This is a genomic window from Rhodanobacter caeni (genome assembly GCF_039523575.1).
GTDB lineage: Bacteria > Pseudomonadota > Gammaproteobacteria > Xanthomonadales > Rhodanobacteraceae > Rhodanobacter > Rhodanobacter caeni.
The window spans coordinates 627,855-644,476 of record NZ_BAAAFO010000001.1 but is presented as its reverse complement, the minus strand read 5'-3'; the positions used below and the strand labels follow the sequence as shown (position 1 = coordinate 644,476).

The window sequence follows — 16,622 nt, the reverse complement described above, 5'->3', positions numbered from 1 at the left end:
ATGCGCCAGGGCCGCCGCTTTCCCGCGGCACGTTGCGCGGCGAAAGTCCCCGATGCACGACACCCCAGGCCACCTCCTATATGCTTTCCCTTCGCCTTGGAACGAGGGGAAGAAATGGCATTCAAGACGCTTGCGGCCGCAGTGCTTCTGCTGAACCTGTACGCGGCACCCGCGGTGTTCGCGAACGCGCAGCATGACCCGGCCGCCTCGGCTTGCGCGCAGGATGGACGGGCGGAAGCCGGCGGTTACTGGCTCGACGCCACCGTCGCCCGAAGCGCGAACGCGTGGACCCTCACGCCGCAGACCAATCTCCGGTTTGCGCCGAAGCAGTATGGCGGCGCGGCGGTGCCGGGCACGGGGCATATCCATCTCTATCTGAATGGCCAGTTGATCGGCCCGATAACCCATGCCGGCCCGGTCAGCCTGCCGCTGCTCGACCGCGAAACCTACGTCGTGAAGCTGGCGCTGACCACCAGCGACCACAACGAGACGAATTTCGGCGTCTGCCGCGAAGTGCGCATTGCTGCCCCATCGTCGACCGATGATGGGCAAGCGCCAACCTCCACCCACCTGAAGAAAGGTCGAGCATGAGAATCCTTGCAGCCATCGCGCTGGCGTTCGTCGTTTCACCGGCCGTGTCGGCTGACATGCCCGCATTCGCGCCACAGAAGCTGGTGCTGAAAGACATTCCGGCCGCCGCAGGGCCGGCGATTGCACTGTTCAACGGCAGCAACCTGGACCAGTGGGATGCCTGGCTGGGCTATGCCGACCCCGGCCAGACGTACCTGGCCAAGCACGACACTCCCGTCGGCGTGGGCGGCAAGGGCAGCATCTTCACCGTGACCAGCGAGGACGGCGAACCGGCGATCCACGTCAACGGCCCCACGTGGGGCAGCCTGGTCCATCGCGGCGATTACGCCAACTACCACCTGCGGCTGGAATACAAGTGGGGCAAGGCGCGCTACGCGCCGCGGCAGACGATGCCGCCGAACAACGGCCTGCTCTACCACACGCACGGCGCACCGGGCGCGGTGTGGGGCACATGGGCGCGCTCGGTCGAGTTCGAGATCATGTCCGGCAGCGTCGGCATGGTGGTGCCGGTGGGCGATGGCCTGCGCGTGACGACCACCGCCGCGCACGATGCCTCCATCATCGATCCGAAGCTGCGCTTCATGGTCGGCGGCGTGGCCGCCAGCGCCATCGGCAACACCGCCACGTGGAACGTGGAAAACAACTACAACGCCGATGCACCCGATGGCGAATGGAACGTGCTGGACCTGTACGTGGTCGGCAACCATGCCATCCACGTCGTCAACGGCGTGCCCGTGATGGAAGTGCGCGACATCTGCGAACCGGACGCGGCAGGCGCGTGCCAGCCGCTGACGCACGGGCATATCCAGCTCCAGTCCGAGGGCGCGGAGACCTTCTTCCGCCGCATCACGGTCGAGCCGATCACGCGGCTGCCGGTGATCGCGGTGGACTCGCGCGGCACGTCGCACTGAGGCTACCGGCCGGATCGTTTCCGGGTTGGCCTGATGCGTGACTGGCGACCCTGACCGAAACGCGCCAGGCCTCGCGATCCTCCTTGCGGGATGATCCGCGCGGCCTGGCAATCCTCTGCACGCCTGCCTAATCACGCAGCTGCACTTGCGCGATATTCAGCGTTCCGTTCCGTATGGACGCCAGGCGCTGGCCATCCATGTCGCCCCCCATTTGCCGGGGCACCAGCTTGCAGCGCGGCCCGCCGGACGGCACCGAGCGCTTGCAGTACATGTTCACGATGGCGATGGTTTGCCGCGCCGCGTCGACGAGCTGGATCTGCTTGGCGACGCCGACGCCGGCCGAATTGTCGATCGCCACGGAGACGATCGGCTGCGACGCGAAACCCTGCTTCCTGCGGGCTTCGGCCTGCTCTGCCGCGCGCCTCGCCTGCATGTAGTGCGTGTGCGCGTTGCCGACCAGCGCCTGCAGGGTGAAGCCCGCCGGCAAGTCAGCCGCATAGGTTTCATAGGCAACGGGTACGCCGCTGACCGTGACATTCTGCATTTCGGTGGGCGGGGACTGGGTCTGGGCGATGCTGGCGCCGCTGGCGAGGATTAGAGCGAGCGCGGTGGTGGCGATAAGCGGTTTCATGGGGTTCCTCCCGACGGACACCGATGTCCGTGGAGAGATTCTCGGCGCGGGCCAGCGCCCTTGCTTGAGGAATTCCCGCGCAAATCGCGTGGGTTGTCTGAGGATCTTCAGTCGATCCCCATGACAGCACCGCCGCTGCCATGGCCACACGCGGCAGGCGTTACGTCTGGCAGGTGTCCCCTGCGACCGTCGGGCACACACTCCAACGGCAGGGCAAGCGAACAACAGGCACGGCCATGTCCTTCCAGACGCGACCATCCCACCTGCGCGATGAACGCATCGCCGCTCCCGCGCACGCGGCGATACCGCCCGCGCGGCGTGGCTCATGAAGCGGTGATTTCGCCATGACCAACCCGCCCCCGCACCCTGCACTCTCGCCCTTGCGCGAAGCTCCCGGAGGTTCGATTGCCTCTCTCCCGCCGCTGTGATATTGCCGTCCCCGTGGCCATGGCACCGAACAGTCCGCGGACCATCTACGCGTTCGGCGACATCACCGTCGAGCCGATGGCCCACCGCGTGTCGCGCGATGGCCACGAGCTCGAACTGGAACCCAAGGCCCACGCGGTGTTGCTGCAGTTCGTGAGCCATCCGGGCGAACTGGTCAAGCATGACGACCTGCTGGAACGCGTGTGGGGACACAAGTTCGTCACCGCCGCCACGCTGAGCCGGGTCATCTCGCAGCTGCGCCAGAAGCTGGGCGACGATGCGGCCGAGCCGCGCTACATCCAGACCGTGCATGGCCTGGGCTACCGATTGATTGCACCGGTCACCGCGAGCGACCCCGCGGATGTTGCGCCCGCCAGGATCGACACCCCGCCGCCGCCATCGAACCATCGCGACGCAGACCGCCACGCCATCGCCGTGCTGCCGTTCGTCAACATGAGCGGCGAGATGGAAAACGAATACTTCAGCGACGGCATCGCCGAGGAAATCCTCAGCCTGCTGACCAAGCTGCCGCAGCTGAAAGTGTCCTCGCGAACCTCCTCGTTCTTCTTCAAGGGCAAGGAGGCCGACCTGCAGATGATCGCCGCCAAGCTCGGCGTGGGCACCGTGCTCGAGGGCAGCGTGCGCCGCGCCGGCAACCGCGTGCGCATCACCGCGCAGCTGATCGACGTGGCATCCGACTCCACCCTGTGGGGAGAGACGTACGACCGCGAATTGCGCGACGTGTTCGCCATCCAGGACGACATTGCCCAGAGCATCGTCGATGCGCTGAAAGTCACGCTGTCGCCGAAGGAGCGCCGCGCGATCCAGTACGTGGCCACGGCCGACGTGCAGGCCTACGACGATTACCTGCGCGGCCGCAGGTACTTCTACGCATGGAACCGGCGCGACTCGCTGCACGCCATCGCCATGTACGAGCGTGCCATCGCACGCGACCCGAAATATGCCGCCGCGTGGGCAGGCCTGTCGGATGCGTACGTGATGCGGCATCGCTTCCTCGACCGCAACCCCGAGCACATCGCCCATGCGATGGAGGCCAGCGAGCGTGCCTTGCAAATGGACCCCGACTCGGCCGAGGCGCATGCCTCGCGCGGCCTGGCGCTGTACATCAGCAAGCAGTTCGAGCAGGCCGAGCGCGAGTTCGAGACGGCGATGATGCTCAACCCCAACCTGCTCGAAGCCTATTTCCTGTACGGCATGATCTGCAGCTCGCTGGGCAATTTCCAGAAGGCGGCCTGGCTGTATTTGCGCGCCGCCGAAGTCAGCCCCGCCGACTACCTGCCGCTGGTCTACCTGAGCCAGGCGTACAGCGAGATGGGCCGCAAGGAGGACGAACGCAAGAGCCGCCATCGCGCGATCGAGCTGATCGAGCGCGCGCTCGGCGTGAACCCGCACGACGCCCGCGCCCGCTACATGGGCGCCGCGAATTTCGCGGCGATGGGCGAAAAGGCCAAGGCGATCGAGTGGGCGAACCTGGCGCTGCGATCGAGCGCGGACGAGCCGATGGTGTACTACAACGCGGCGTGCACGTTCGCGGTGCTGGACGAACACGACCGCGCGGTCGACCTGCTCGAACGCGCGGTGCAACTGGGCTGGGGCGACCGCGCCTGGATGGCGAACGACAGCGACCTGGCCTCGTTGCGCGACAAGCCCCGCTTCCAGGCGCTGCTTGCCAGCCTGAACTGATCGGCGGCAGCTGCTGCTGCCCACACTGGCTCACGCCGGTCCGATGCGGTCACGCAAGAACGGCTATCCATCGGCAAGGTGTGTCGCGGTGCCCGCGGCACCGCTTCAAGCGCGGCGTTGCGCCAGCGCGGACACGATCGTATCGGCCGCGACCGCGGCGCCGTCCTCCCTCGCTATCTGCCGCCCGACGCGTGCCGCCGCCGACGCGTAGCCGGGCGCGTGCAGCAGCGCGCGCAGCTCGGCCGCGATACCTGCGCGGCGCCAGCGCCGCCGGGGCAACTCCCGCCCCACGCCAAGCCGCACCACCCGCGCGGCATTGTCGGGCTGGTCGACCAAGTAGGGCGTGACCAGTTGCGGGCGGCCGGCGCGCAGCGCCTGGGCGGTGGTGCCGATACCTCCGTGGTGGACGATGACGGACGCGCGCGGGAACAGCACCGAATACGGCGCATAACCCGTCACGTGGATCGTGCCCGAGCCACGCGATGACCAGCGCCGTGCCCTTTCATCGTCCAGCACCAGCACCGCGCGCAGGCCAAGCAGGTCGATGGCGGCAAGGCTCTCGCGGATGAAATCGTCGGCATCGTGGATGGCCGACGTTCCCTGCATGAACACCACCGGCGGCGCGCCGGCGTCGAGGAAGGCCTGCAGGGCGGACGACAGCGTTGGCGGCCCACCCTTTTCACTGTCGTAGAAGGCGAAGCCCGCGATGGTGGTATGCGGCGGATGATCCGCCTGCGCCGGTCCCAGCAGCGGCGAGTACAGGCCGATCGCACCGGCGCTGCCGAACTGGCCTTCGAACAAGGGGTGCGCGCTGGCCGGCGGCAGGCCGACCTGCCGGCGGAAGCGGTCGATTGGCCGTGCCCAGCGACGCGCGACGCGCCGGCCCAGCCGCACGAACGCGCGCGTCCACGCCGGCCCTCGACGATAGATCCAGCGCGACAACCGCGGCATGTCCGCCACGACGGGCGGGTCGTAAACGGAGGCGAACAGCATCGGTTGCAACACGATGCCGACCTGCGGCAAGCCGCATTTTTCCGCCGCCAGCCGCGCGCCGTAGGCAACGGAATGGGTGACCACCAGATCGGCGCCGGCAAGGGCCATCAGCGCGTCGTCATAGGCCTCGTGCAGCGAGGGCAGGATGATGCGCTGAAGGAGGAACTGTGGCCGCGCCGCCACAGCGCGCGCCAGCTGCTGCGGCGCCAACGCCAACCGCCCGGCCACGGCCTCCACATCGGGCCGCATGGGGAAAAAGTCGATGCCCTCGGCCACGACCTTGTCACGAAACCCCTCGCCGGCCGCCAGCACCGGATCGGCGCCGCGCTGGCGCAGCGCCAGCGCCAGCGCCAGGAAGGGATGGAGATCGCCATGGGTGCCGAAGGTGGCCAGCACGATGCGTGGTCGACGCGGCTGCGAATCCATGGCGCCACTCATGTCGGCACCACGGCGCTCATGCCGTCATGGGCCCTGGACCGCGCATCGGCAGCCAGCACCGCGCGGGCCGTCGCCCGTTCCACCAGCGGACAACGCAGGTTACCGATGGCGCGCGTGCGCACGGTGCCGCCCGGTTGCCGCCATCGCCAGCAAGGCAGCGCCACCCAGCACGCGCCGGAACGGGCTGTCACCGTCCAGCAATTCCCGACCGGCCCACCAGGCCAGCGCCGCGTTGCGCGCCGTGCGCAGGAAAGGTTTCGCCGGCCCTGCCGAGGTGCGCGCCGCCACGGCCAGCGCACTCCACGCGAGTATCGACCCGTTGGGTGGCTGTGCCACGACGACGCGGCCGCGGGCATCGGTGATGAATCGACGTAGTGCTGAATTCATGGCGACTCCGGTGGTGGATATCGATCAGCCTGGCACGCGCACCGCGCAGGAAAGGTGACAGTCTCGGGCAGGAGGGCCGGCCGGCAAGTCCGTGCGGCGTGACCCCGCACGGCGGACCGCTGCCACCTCATGGCTCAATGTCGAATGCCGCCTGCGCTGTCGCCTGCGAGCTGCCGCCCACCCATGCCGTGTAATGCGTGGGCTCCACAACCTGGCGGCTGTGCACGTTGTAGAAAGAAAGTTCCGGAAAACCCAGCTCGAAGCGTAGCTGCCGTGACTCGCCCGGCTTCAAGGTGACGCGTTGGAAACCCTTCAAGCGGCGCACCGGTTGCTCGACGCTTGCACCGAGGTTGCGCACGTAGAGCTGCGCGACTTCCGTGCCTTCACACGTGCCGGTGTTGGTCAGCGTGGCGGTGACCGTCAGCAGCGACCTCGCCTCCGGCCGGTTGGCCTCGGCCAGCGGCAGCGTGCGACGCGATACGCGTACGTTGGAATACGCGAAGTCCGTGTAGCTCAGCCCGTAGCCGAACGGGAACAGCGCGTCGTTGGGCACGTCGATGTAGCGCGAGATGAAGCGCGTGGCGCCGCCGGGCGGCTTGCTCAGGTCGGCGTCGCCGGCCGGACGACCGGTGGGGAACTGCGCGTAATACAGCGGCTCCTGCCCCACCGCGCGCGGAAAGCTCATCGGCAGCTTGCCGCTGGGCGCCACATCGCCGAACAGCACGTTGGCCAGCGCGTTGCCCGCCTCGGTGCCGGGAAACCACACCGCCATGATCGCCGGCACATGCTGCGCGGCCCAGTCCAGCACCAGCGGCCGGCCGGAGAACACCAGCAGCACCACCGGCTTGCCCGTCGCCACCACGTTCTGCAGCAGTTGCTGCTGATTGCCCGGCAGGTCGAGGTGGGCGCGCGAGCCGGCCTCGCCGCTCATTTCCGCCGACTCGCCCAGCGCCATCACCACCACGTCGGCCTGACGCACCGCCTGCACGGCGGCGTCGAAGCCCGCGCTGGAATCGCTCAGGACGTCGGTGCCGTGCGCGAACAGCAGGCGACCGCCGCGCTGCTGCATCCGCCGCTCCAAGGCCTGGCGCAGCGTCACCACGTCGGACGCCTGCGTGGCACCACCCCAGGCGCCCTGCATCTCGTTGGCGGCATCGGCCAGCGGGCCGATCAGCGCCACCGACCGCACCTTGTCGCCCAGCGGCAACACCGGTTGCCCTGCGACCGGGGCATTGCGCAGCAACACGAACGATTCCTCCGCGGCGCGGCGCACCAGCGGGCGATGCGCGTCCACCGCGTGCGTCACCTCCGCACCCTGCGCGTAGGGATGCTCGAACAGCCCCAGCGCGAACTTCACCCGCAGCACCCGGCGCACGGCCTCGTCCACGGTCGCCATCGACAACTTGTGTTCGGCCAGCAGCCGGGGGATCTGGGTGTCGTAGAAGTGGGACATCATGTCCACGTCCACGCCCGCTTCCAGCGCTTTTTTCGTTGCCGTGGCGGCGTCCAGCGCGATGCCGTGATGGGTCAGTTCCATCACCGCCGTGTAGTCGCTGACCACGAAGCCGTCGAAGCCCCATTCCTTGCGCAGGATCTCGTCCATCAGGTACGGATCGGCCGTGGCGGGCACGCCGTTGAGCGCGTTGAACGAGCTCATCATCGTGGCCGCGCCCGCCTCCACCGCCGCCTTGTAGGGTGGCAGGTAGACCTGGCGCAACCGGATGTCGGACATGTCGGTGGTGTTGTACTCGCGGCCGGCCTCGGCGGCGCCATAGGCGGCGAAGTGCTTGACCGAGGCGGCGACACTGTCGGGTTGCGACAGGTCGCTACCCTGGTAGCCGCGCACATAGGCGCGCGCCATCGCCGAGCCCAGGTACGGGTCCTCGCCCGCCCCTTCGGTGGAGCGACCCCAGCGCGCATCGCGCGAGATATCCACCATCGGCGAGTAGAACCACTTCACGCCGGCGGTGGTGGCTTCGGTGGCGGCCATGTGGGAAAGCTGCTGCACCAGTGCGGTATCCCACGACGCGGCCAGGCCCAGCGGCACCGGATAGATCGTGCGATAGCCGTGGATCACGTCGGCGCCGAACAGGATCGGGATGTGCAGGCGGCTGTTCATCGCGGCCTGCTGGAAGGCGCGCGTCTTTTCCGCGCCGATCACGTTGAGCATCGAGCCCAGCCGGCCCTGCCTGGCCAGCGCCATGGCGTCGACCTGGGTCCTGGTCTCCGGGTTGGCGGCCAGCACCTTGTCGCCGTTGGCGGTGGTCGGCGCGCTGAAGCCCTGGTCGTTGTACTGCACGAGCTGGCCGATCTTCTCCTCCAGCGTCATCCGCTTGAGCAGCGCGTCGACCCGGCGTTCGATATCGGGCGACGCCAGTTGCGCGTTCGACGGCGCCGTGGCGTGCGGCAGCGCGCGGACGACCTGCGCATGAGCTTGGGCGCCTACGAGAAGCGCAGCGGCGAACAGCCACATGGCGGAGTGCAAGATCGAAGTCGTTGATCGTTTCATGGCGGTACCGAATGCGAGCGGAGCGCCCGCTTGCAAGTGACGAGGTGTACACCGGCAGGTGTGAAAAGATTCAGAGCTTCCCTCCGACATCACCACTCCTCCCCCTGCTTGCAGGGGGAGGTTGGGAGGGGGTTGTTCGTACGGAGCGAAGAGCCCCCTCCCCGCCCCTCCCCTGCGAGCAGGGGAGGGAGTCATTCCCAGGACCTCAGGGGCAGGCACACAGCGATCGCTTGCGTGCATGAGGCACCGAGCCCTCCAGCCAGCCGCCAGTGAAGCCAGCTTTCTCCAAACCCTTGCGGATATACGGATTGCGCCGCATCACCTTCCACACGAAGTCGCTGCGCCAGTTTTCGATCATCAGCACGATCGGGCCCTGGTCGATGCCCAGTTGCACGGTGTCGACCCAGCCCAGCTCCGGCACCAGTCGCCCGGTGCGCAGCGCGGTGCGGGCATGGAAGCTCGGGTTGAACGCATCGACGAAGCCGTAGCGGTTGTAGATCCACTTGCCGTAGCGCAGCTTCATCGCCGCAAGCGCCGGAATCACGATCTCCGGGGCGAACGCGATGGAGCCGCCGGCGGCCGTAGGCGCGATGGTGCCATCGTCGGCGATGTAGTCCAGGCCGGCGCCGCGCGCCGTGTAGCCGTTGAACTTCAGTCTCCTGTCGCCTTGCTCCACGACGATGTCGCCGGGCCCGTTGCTGGCGGTCAGTCCCCACACGTCGGCGCCGTAGCCGGTCCAGCGGCCGGGATTGGCAATGGCATAGTTGCGCTGGCTGTAGGCGGCGCGGCGGCTGTTCTCGAAATAGTCCAGGCCGTGCCGGCGGTTCCAGTCGTCGCGGATGCTGCGGAAATCCACCCACACGTGGCTGTACTGGTGCCCGAACAGCGGCGCGAAATTCAGGAACGTCTGCCCGTGGAACGTGCCCCAGGTCCTGTCGTTGGTCGACAGCCATGCCTGCCACGCGTCCGGCTTCACCGGATGGGTCGGTGAACCCAGCGCCAGAATGTAGACCAGCATGCCCTCGTCGTAACCCTTCCAGTCGCTGGGGATGAATTTGCCGCCCGGCGTCCAGCCCATGCTGATCAGCGGCGCGCGCACCTGCATCCACGGCCAGTCCACGCGCCGGTAGATGCGGTCGGCCAGTACGCGGATCTCGCGCTCGGCCGGGGTGTTGCCGTCGTAATAGGTCTGCGCAAACAGCACGCCGCCCAGCAGCAGCGTGGTGTCGACACTGGACAGCTCGATCGCGCGGTCGAAGCGCTTGCCCGTCTTCATGTCGAGGAAATGGTAGAAAAAGCCGTGGTAGCCCGCCGCGTCGTCCTCGCTGGCGTTCTGCGGCGCGCGGTCGAAGAAACGCAGCGTGGCCAGCGTGCGTTCGGCCGCCTGCGCACGCGTGATATAGCCGCGCTCCGCGCCCACGCCGTAGGCGGTCAAGGCGAAACCCACCGTGGCGATGCTGGAAAAGGACTCGCCCGGATAGTGATCCGGCACCAGGCCGGTGACCGGGTTCGCGCTGTCCCAGAACCAGTCGAAGGTGCGCCGCTCCAGGTCGTTGACGAACGCCTGGCGATCGGACGTCGCGATAGGGTTCGTCGGTGCAGTGGCGGGAATCGCCGGTGCAACCAGCGTAAGCGCCAGCAAGAACGCTGACGCGATGGTGCGGAAAGCTCGGTTTTTCATGAGCGATAACAACCTCTCTAAGGATGGACGCCGATCGAGCGATGAACAGCCGGCTGGCCCGAATCAGCCGTCATCCCGGCGAACGCCGGGATCCAGCGCCTCGATTGCCGCATGAAGGCACTGGATTCCAGCGTTCGCTGGAATGACGGCAAAGACGGGTCGGAACATCCCTGGATGGACAATCAGCTCCACCGTCCGGCCAGCCGTGACCGCATGGCGCGCGGAAGCGGAGCGCGGAATGCGCCCCGTTCCCTGCCAGGCTCAGAAGTTCAAACCCACCTCGAACTTGAACGTGCGCGGCACGAAGGTGATGTTGCCGGTGCGGTTGTAGCTGACGTTGACGCCGCCGTCCGCATAGACGGGGATGTAGTTGACGTAGTTGTCCCAGTTGAACACGTTGAGTACGTCGAAACGCCCGAACAGCGTCACGCCATGGCCCAGGTCGAAGTTCTTGGTGGCCTGGAAATCGATGTCGCGGTAACCCCAGATCTTGCCGCCCACCAGGAACTTCGAGCCCGACGGCACGCCGGCGACCGGCCTGCTGTCATGTCCACCCGTAAACACCATGCCCGGAAACGTGCCGATGCCGTTGAACGGCAGCGGCGTGGCCAGGGTCAGCTTGGCCGACAGCGTGATGCCCCACGGGCCGTCCATGTTGCCGGTGGCCACGAAGCGGTGCTTGGCTGCCGCGTTCGAGGTGATGAACGGGTAGTCGCCGATGGTCGCCTCGTCGAACGCGTAGTGCTCGTTGATGTCGCGGTTCTGCTTGGCGTGCGTGTAGGTGTAGGCAAGGGTCGCGCCCCAGTGGGACTCCCTGGTATACGGCTTCTCCGCCGACAGCAGCAGTTGCGTGGTGCGCGTCTCGATGCCGTTGTTGCCCACGATCAGGCTGCCGAAACCCGGCACGCCGTTGCCCCACGGCTGGCCGTTGTCGCGCCAGAACGAGCCGTCCGGGCGGCGGTTGCCCAGGGTGAAGGCGAAGCCATCGTGGCTGAGGATGCGCGACACGGTGGCGCTGGTGTTCCACTCGCCGATCGCGTTGCGCATGCCTAAGCTGAACTGGTCGGAGTACGGCGCCTTCAGATGGTTGTTGAGCAGGTCGACCTCGGTGCCCGTGTTGCTGCTGGGCCCGAGCAGCGCCTGCAGGTTGCCCAGGCCGTTGAGGTAGGCCGGGTCCCAGTCGTAGCACGGCGTGTTGTCACGGTGGCACAAGCCGGTGGCCGGGTCGCGGAAATAGATCGTGTACTGCGGCAGCGCGGACTTGGTCGTCTCCAGTTGCAGGTAGTCGTACAGGTCGCGATCGTAGGCGCGACCGGCGCCGCCGAAGATCACGTGCGCCTCGTCACCGAACAGGTCGTACGAGAAGCCCAGCCGTGGCTGCCATTCGCCGCGATAGGCCGAGCGGTTGCGGCCGGTGCTGATGTAGTCGTTGACGTCGATGCCGCCCAGCGCCAGCGCCTGGGCGTAGGTCTGGCCCGCCGGTGCCTCGGGATCGGGATTGGGCCCGTTGAGCGCCGCCACCACGTTCGCCGGCGTGACGAAATCGGTGTACGAGGGCGTGCGCTCGTAATCCCAGCGCACGCCCAGGTTCAGCGTGAACTTGTCGGTGATGTCCCAATCGTCCTGGATGTAGGCGCCGAACTGATGGCTCCTGGTGGACACCGTAGGCGCCAGGCCCAGCCCGCTGACCGGCTTGGTGAAGAACGCCTTGTAGGGAGTGGCGGCGGCGCCGTCGGGCGTCACGCTGTAGGTGAACTGCGGGTTGACGTCGGCTGCATCGGCCGCGCGCAGCGTCACCATCTTCTTCTTGAAGCCCATCTTGATCACGTGGTTGCCGTGCCAGTCCAGGTCGTAGAAGGTCAGGTCGTCCTGCAGCGCGGGCCCCTTCTGGCCCTTGTTCTGCGTGGCCAGCGGCGAGGCCGCCCCGGTGTTGATGAGCGCCGGGTCGTCGGTGGCGCGTTGCCATGTGTAGATGTAACCGTTGCCGTAGTTCAACGCGGTGGGTGCGTTGCGCGCGTCCTCGTAGGTAAAGAGCAGCTCGTTGAGATAGGCATCGCCGCTGTGCTGCCAGCGCAACGTATAGCGCTTGTCGTCGTTCCTGGTGGAGTAGCCGGCGCTGGGCGCGTTCTGGTCGCCGATGCCGCCGTACTGGTTCTCCTTGCGGATTTGCGCGCTGGCCTCGAAGCGGTCGCGGTCGGTCGGCTCCCAGTCGATCTTGCCGAAATACAGGTCTTCCTCGAATGGCAGGTTCGCCGGCCCGAACTCGTCGGCGACGGTGGCCGGCAGGTATGCCACGCCAGGGATGGCGTCCGCGCTGGGTACCACCGTCCTGGGCGTGTCGAAGCGCTTGGCCTCGTACGTCACGAAGAAATGCATCTTGTCCTGGATGATCGGGCCACCCAGCGCGAAGCCGTATTCCTTCTCCTTCGACGGGGTCTTGCTGTGGTCTTCCCTTTCCGAAGGCGTTCGTTCGCGGAATGCGTCGTTGGTGTAGCGGTAATACGTCTCCCCGTGGAATTCGTTGGTGCCGGACTTGGTCTGCGCCGTCACCGCGGCCGAGGAAATCTGGTCGTACTCGGCCTTGTAGTTGGAGGTGATGACCTTGTACTCGCCGATCGCCAGCTGCGGGAACGGGTTGCCCTGGCTGCCGCTCTGGCCGCTGATGCCACCTTCCTTGACATAGCTCTTCTGGCCCACGCCATCGATGTAGACGTTCACCGAACTGTTGTTCATCGCACCACCGCGCAACGAGGTGTTGCCGTTGGCGTCGACGCTGAACACCATGCCCGGCACCGTATCGGCAAACTCCAGGAAGTTGCGCGAGATCTGCGGGATGGTCTGGATCTGCCGCAGCGAAATCGTGTTGCCCACTTCCGGCGTCTTCACCTCGGTCAGCGTGGTCGCGCTCACCGACACGCCGCCCAGCGTGGTGGCGCTGGCGGTGGACGGCGCCGCGGCAGCCGCCGTTGGCTGCAGATCCAACGTGGCGGTGGACGCCACCGTCAGGGTGACGGTGCGCTCCGTGCCCGGCCCCGCATCCACCTGGTAAGTGCCCGGCGGCAGGCCCGGCAAGGCATAGCTGCCATCCGCGCCGGTGCGGGTGCGCCGCGTCGCACCCGTCGCCACGTTGCGCGCGGTGACCTCGGTATTGGCCGGGCCGGTGCCGCGCAGGGTGGCGTTGGCGCTTTGTGCCCACACCACGCCCGGGCCAGCAGCCAACGTGGCGACCGAGCCGGCGATCAGGCTCGCCAACAGGCCCTTCTTCAGCACATGGAAAGTCGTATTCATCGCTGCCTTCCTCGATGATCGGGTGCGACGAATACTCGTTAAACGAAAGTGACGGCGACGTGCGCGAAACGTGCCCGTACCTAGTGCGCGGCATCACTTTGCCATCGGAAGGATCGCGTGCCGAAGCGATTCGATTTCAGACAGCGGAGTGCCTTGCATCGGCTGTCGCCGACAAACCAAAAGAATGAAAAGCCGCGAGCTGCGTCTTTCCCAAAACCACGGTGTCGGCCTACCGATCGCCTATCGCCAACGACAACTCGCACGTTCGTTCACGAGAGAACAAGCGTGAAATATCGGGATCTGGCCGTTGCAGCACAGATCGGAACGATGATGTCGGCGAAGGCGTCGCAGGCTCATGACATGCGCGTTATCGACATCTTCAAGAACCAGGCTCTGATCGGAAAGGTGATAAGCGTTCGTTCCTGCATGGGCATCCATCTGCGCGCCGACACGGATACCTCGGAGGACCTCTTCGTCCTGTATCCATGCGACCGGTCATCGCCATAGTCGTTGAACGCCGCGCGGCGCGCTATTTTTTGCATCACCTACCTTTGGTGGAATATGACTGGCTCCATCCGGTGCTCAGCTGCCCCGCCCGCGACAGTGCCTCAATGCAAGGGGCCGAGTTGACGGTGCGGCCATCCACACATCCTGCTCTTTGGGCGTTGGATCGATCCAGATAACTGGCGTATTCGGCCTCCGTGAGCCGATGATCGCCCGCCACATCGTATTGATTGAAATGCGCCCGCAAGGCTCGCAATTGCTTGGGGATTTCCGAGCGTACGAGCACGCCATCGCGGTTCACGTCCAAGCTGCTGAATGCAGGTTGCGCCACCGCGGAACTCGGGGCCGCAACATCATCCATTGCCGATGCCATCGTGGTTGCCGCAAGACCGAGGACGCCTATCGCAACGAGGGTGGTTTTGGAGATTGAGACTTTCATCGATTGCCTCCGTGTACGGCGAGAGTTCAATGGTGGAAAACATGCTTCCGCATGGCCGAACCTGTTTCAAAAAAATTTCGACTAAACCGAAAGCCAAAAAGCGGGATGACAGAGGACTCGCGATCAAATTGTTCGAATCGAGCGTGATCGCAAGACGATCAATTACTCGTAAAAGTGGTATCGGTCAACCGCTATAGATCCAGCTGCAGCGATCAAGCGAGCTTCAAGCCTGGCACGCCGTCGATCCAACGCCCCGCGCCGGGTCGAAAGCCAGGCCTCGGAACCATGCCAACAACCGCCGGTTTCAGCTGTCCACGCTTGACAGACCATTTACGTGCATATACACATATATCCCATGACACCCGATCTTTCCGTGTTCGCCACCACCCGCTGCCTGTGCCTCGCGGCGCGGCGCGCGGCGCGCACGATCACGCGCGAGTTCGACCAGGCCTTGCGCCCGCATGGCCTGCGTGCCACGCAGTTCACCTTGCTGGCGGCGCTGCACCTGGCCGGTTCGAAGTCCATTGGAGAGCTGGCCGAGATGCTTTCCGCCGACCGCACCACGCTGACGCGCAACCTCGCCGTTGCCGAACAACGCGGCTGGGTGAGCCTGCGCAGCGATCCGGCCGACGCGCGTTCGCGCCTGGCGGCCATCACGGCCAAGGGCTCGCGCACGCTTCTGGCGGCGATGCCCAGCTGGAACGCCACCCAGCAGCGACTGCTGCAGGACGTGGGCGAATCCGCCGCGGCCAGCCTGCATCGCCTCGCAGGCGGCCCGTGTGTCATGCCGTTGCCACCCATGGAAGAGACGAACAAGCCGCCATCCCGGTGAACGGCGGGATGACGAAGGAGAAAGTCGAAGCACCGCAGCACCCGCCATGCCCACGCCTTGTCGGAAATCCGGAACCCCCTTCCGCCGCACTCCAAGGAGACGTCCCATGAAGCTCTACTGGTCCGATGTGCTTTGCCCGCGCAAGGTCTGCGCGGTCGCGAAATACCTGCAGTCCCCGGTCGATTACGCGTATGTCGACCTGGCCCGCGGCGAACACAAGACGCCCGATTACCTGGCGCTCAACCCCAACGGCAAGGTGCCGACGCTGGTCGACGGCGCGCGCGTACTGTGGGAAGCCGACGCGATCACGTGCCACCTGGCGGCGCGTTCGGACTCGGACCTGTGGCCACAGGACGATCGCCAGATCGATGCCCTGCGTTGGCTGAGCTGGGCCGGCCAGGAATTCAATCCGGTCGCCAGCCAGCTCTACTTCCAATACGTCATCAAGCCGCGCTTCAGCATCGGCGAGCCCGATGCCGAGGCGGCGGCGCGCGCGCAGGATGGCTTCCGACGGCAGGCGGCCATCCTCGAAAGCCATCTGCGGGACCGTCGCTGGCTGGTGGGCAAGACGCTCACGGTGGCGGATTTCGCGGTCGCCATTACCCTGCCCTACGCCGACGTCGCACACATTCCGCTCAAGGAGTTTCCGGCTGTCCGGCGCTGGCACCAGACGTTGTGCGAAATCGATGCGTGGCGCGAGCCGTTTCCCGATATCGCCGTCGCTGCCTGACCGCGGCTATCGATACCCTTCGCAGCGACCGCTGCGCCCATTCCCTTGCAAGAGGACATGCCATGAATATCGTCAGCTATCTGTTCTTCAAGGACGCCGCCGCGGAGGCGTTCGATTTCTACGCCCGCGCCCTTGGCGGCAAGGTCACGATGAAGATGACCATGGGCGACATGCCCGGCACCGAGGCACTGCCCGCCGAAGCCCGCCACCTGATCGCTCACGTACGGCTGGAAGTCGGTGACGCCGTGTTGATGGGCTCGGACTGGTGCGGCCCGACGCCCGAGCCGTATCCGGGCATCCATGGAAGCGCGGTGTCGCTTGGCGTGGACGATCCGGGCGAAGCGGAGCGCGTTTTCCAGGCCCTCGGCGAAGGCGGCCAGGTGACCATGCCGATCGCCGAAACATCATGGGCCTTGCGTTTCGGCATGCTCACCGACCGTTTCGGCGCCAGGTGGATGGTCAACTGCAACCGTCCGGCCGCGGGCAACGGCGCATGAAATGGACGTCCATACGGACGCCCGCAAAGTGACTCACCATGCGCAGATGCGCCGGCACAAC

14 protein-coding genes are annotated in these 16,622 nt (G+C 66.3%); 7 read left to right on the top strand and 7 right to left on the bottom strand.

What is annotated here, in order from left to right:
• Positions 1-114 precede the first annotated feature (114 nt).
• Together ABD017_RS03085 and ABD017_RS03080 are read left to right on the top strand one after the other, a co-directional pair.
• Complete coding sequence (locus ABD017_RS03085) at positions 115-591, top strand: hypothetical protein (protein WP_343880013.1); 477 nt, start codon at positions 115-117, stop codon at positions 589-591.
• Positions 588-1,502: a 3-keto-disaccharide hydrolase gene (locus tag ABD017_RS03080; protein WP_343880011.1), complete on the top strand. Its 915-nt coding sequence runs from the start codon at positions 588-590 to the stop codon at positions 1,500-1,502. Before ABD017_RS03085 ends, ABD017_RS03080 begins: the two co-directional genes overlap by 4 nt.
• 127 nt (positions 1,503-1,629) lie before the next feature.
• Here the strand turns inward: ABD017_RS03080 and ABD017_RS03075 are convergent, their stop codons facing one another.
• Positions 1,630-2,133, bottom strand: a complete 504-nt coding sequence (locus ABD017_RS03075) for a hypothetical protein (RefSeq protein WP_343880009.1) — start codon at positions 2,131-2,133, stop codon at positions 1,630-1,632.
• A 447-nt stretch (positions 2,134-2,580) separates the two neighbouring features.
• Between ABD017_RS03075 and ABD017_RS03070 the strand changes: the two genes are divergently transcribed.
• Positions 2,581-4,263: a winged helix-turn-helix domain-containing protein gene (locus tag ABD017_RS03070; RefSeq protein WP_343880007.1), complete on the top strand. Its 1,683-nt coding sequence runs from the start codon at positions 2,581-2,583 to the stop codon at positions 4,261-4,263.
• Positions 4,264-4,368: 105 nt separating this feature from the next.
• Here ABD017_RS03070 and ABD017_RS03065 read toward each other — a convergent pair whose 3' ends face one another.
• From ABD017_RS03065 to ABD017_RS03045, 5 genes are all read right to left on the bottom strand, one after another.
• Entirely contained in the window at positions 4,369-5,682 is a 1,314-nt protein-coding gene (locus ABD017_RS03065; protein ID WP_343880005.1) for a glycosyltransferase, read from the bottom strand.
• A gap of 111 nt (positions 5,683-5,793) precedes the next feature.
• Entirely contained in the window at positions 5,794-6,081 is a 288-nt protein-coding gene (locus tag ABD017_RS03060) for a hypothetical protein (protein ID WP_343880003.1), read from the bottom strand.
• 127 nt (positions 6,082-6,208) lie between these two features.
• Positions 6,209-8,590, bottom strand: coding sequence for a glycoside hydrolase family 3 N-terminal domain-containing protein (locus ABD017_RS03055; protein ID WP_343880001.1), 2,382 nt, complete (start codon positions 8,588-8,590; stop codon positions 6,209-6,211).
• Between the two features lie 205 nt (positions 8,591-8,795).
• The gene (locus ABD017_RS03050) at positions 8,796-10,271 is read right to left on the bottom strand and encodes a glucoamylase family protein (RefSeq protein ID WP_343879999.1); all 1,476 of its coding nucleotides are present in this window, start codon (positions 10,269-10,271) and stop codon (positions 8,796-8,798) included.
• Between the two features lie 261 nt (positions 10,272-10,532).
• Entirely contained in the window at positions 10,533-13,559 is a 3,027-nt protein-coding gene (locus ABD017_RS03045) for a TonB-dependent receptor (protein WP_343879997.1), read from the bottom strand.
• Positions 13,560-13,844: 285 nt separating this feature from the next.
• Between ABD017_RS03045 and ABD017_RS03040 the strand changes: the two genes are divergently transcribed.
• The gene (locus ABD017_RS03040; protein WP_343879995.1) at positions 13,845-14,066 is read left to right on the top strand and encodes a hypothetical protein; all 222 of its coding nucleotides are present in this window, start codon (positions 13,845-13,847) and stop codon (positions 14,064-14,066) included.
• Positions 14,067-14,100: 34 nt separating this feature from the next.
• Here the strand turns inward: ABD017_RS03040 and ABD017_RS03035 are convergent, their stop codons facing one another.
• A complete protein-coding gene (locus ABD017_RS03035) occupies positions 14,101-14,502 on the bottom strand; it encodes an EF-hand domain-containing protein (RefSeq protein WP_343879993.1) in 402 nt (133 codons plus the stop codon).
• Between the two features lie 355 nt (positions 14,503-14,857).
• On the opposite strand from ABD017_RS03035, the gene ABD017_RS03030 reads away from it, so the two are divergent.
• The 3 genes from ABD017_RS03030 to ABD017_RS03020 all read left to right on the top strand — a co-directional run bounded on the left by ABD017_RS03030 (position 14,858) and on the right by ABD017_RS03020 (position 16,561).
• Positions 14,858-15,334, top strand: coding sequence for a MarR family winged helix-turn-helix transcriptional regulator (locus tag ABD017_RS03030; protein WP_343879991.1), 477 nt, complete (start codon positions 14,858-14,860; stop codon positions 15,332-15,334).
• 106 nt (positions 15,335-15,440) lie between these two features.
• Complete coding sequence (locus ABD017_RS03025) at positions 15,441-16,064, top strand: glutathione S-transferase family protein (protein WP_343879989.1); 624 nt, start codon at positions 15,441-15,443, stop codon at positions 16,062-16,064.
• Positions 16,065-16,126: 62 nt separating this feature from the next.
• A complete protein-coding gene (locus tag ABD017_RS03020; protein WP_343879987.1) occupies positions 16,127-16,561 on the top strand; it encodes a VOC family protein in 435 nt (144 codons plus the stop codon).
• Positions 16,562-16,622: the final 61 nt, after the last annotated feature.

Excerpts from the sequence above, each read along its gene's own strand:
- ABD017_RS03035 (WP_343879993.1), bottom strand. The coding sequence starts at position 14,502 with ATGAAAGTCTCAATCTCCAAAACCACCCTCGTTGCGATAGGCGTCCTC.
- ABD017_RS03050 (WP_343879999.1), bottom strand. The coding sequence starts at position 10,271 with ATGAAAAACCGAGCTTTCCGCACCATCGCGTCAGCGTTCTTGCTGGCG.
- ABD017_RS03025 (WP_343879989.1), top strand. The coding sequence starts at position 15,441 with ATGAAGCTCTACTGGTCCGATGTGCTTTGCCCGCGCAAGGTCTGCGCG.
- ABD017_RS03065 (WP_343880005.1), bottom strand. The coding sequence starts at position 5,682 with ATGGATTCGCAGCCGCGTCGACCACGCATCGTGCTGGCCACCTTCGGC.
- ABD017_RS03030 (WP_343879991.1), top strand. The coding sequence starts at position 14,858 with ATGACACCCGATCTTTCCGTGTTCGCCACCACCCGCTGCCTGTGCCTC.
- ABD017_RS03070 (WP_343880007.1), top strand. The coding sequence starts at position 2,581 with ATGGCACCGAACAGTCCGCGGACCATCTACGCGTTCGGCGACATCACC.
- ABD017_RS03085 (WP_343880013.1), top strand. The coding sequence starts at position 115 with ATGGCATTCAAGACGCTTGCGGCCGCAGTGCTTCTGCTGAACCTGTAC.
- ABD017_RS03055 (WP_343880001.1), bottom strand. The coding sequence starts at position 8,590 with ATGAAACGATCAACGACTTCGATCTTGCACTCCGCCATGTGGCTGTTC.
- ABD017_RS03075 (WP_343880009.1), bottom strand. The coding sequence starts at position 2,133 with ATGAAACCGCTTATCGCCACCACCGCGCTCGCTCTAATCCTCGCCAGC.
- ABD017_RS03045 (WP_343879997.1), bottom strand. The coding sequence starts at position 13,559 with ATGAATACGACTTTCCATGTGCTGAAGAAGGGCCTGTTGGCGAGCCTG.
- ABD017_RS03060 (WP_343880003.1), bottom strand. The coding sequence starts at position 6,081 with ATGAATTCAGCACTACGTCGATTCATCACCGATGCCCGCGGCCGCGTC.
- ABD017_RS03020 (WP_343879987.1), top strand. The coding sequence starts at position 16,127 with ATGAATATCGTCAGCTATCTGTTCTTCAAGGACGCCGCCGCGGAGGCG.
- ABD017_RS03080 (WP_343880011.1), top strand. The coding sequence starts at position 588 with ATGAGAATCCTTGCAGCCATCGCGCTGGCGTTCGTCGTTTCACCGGCC.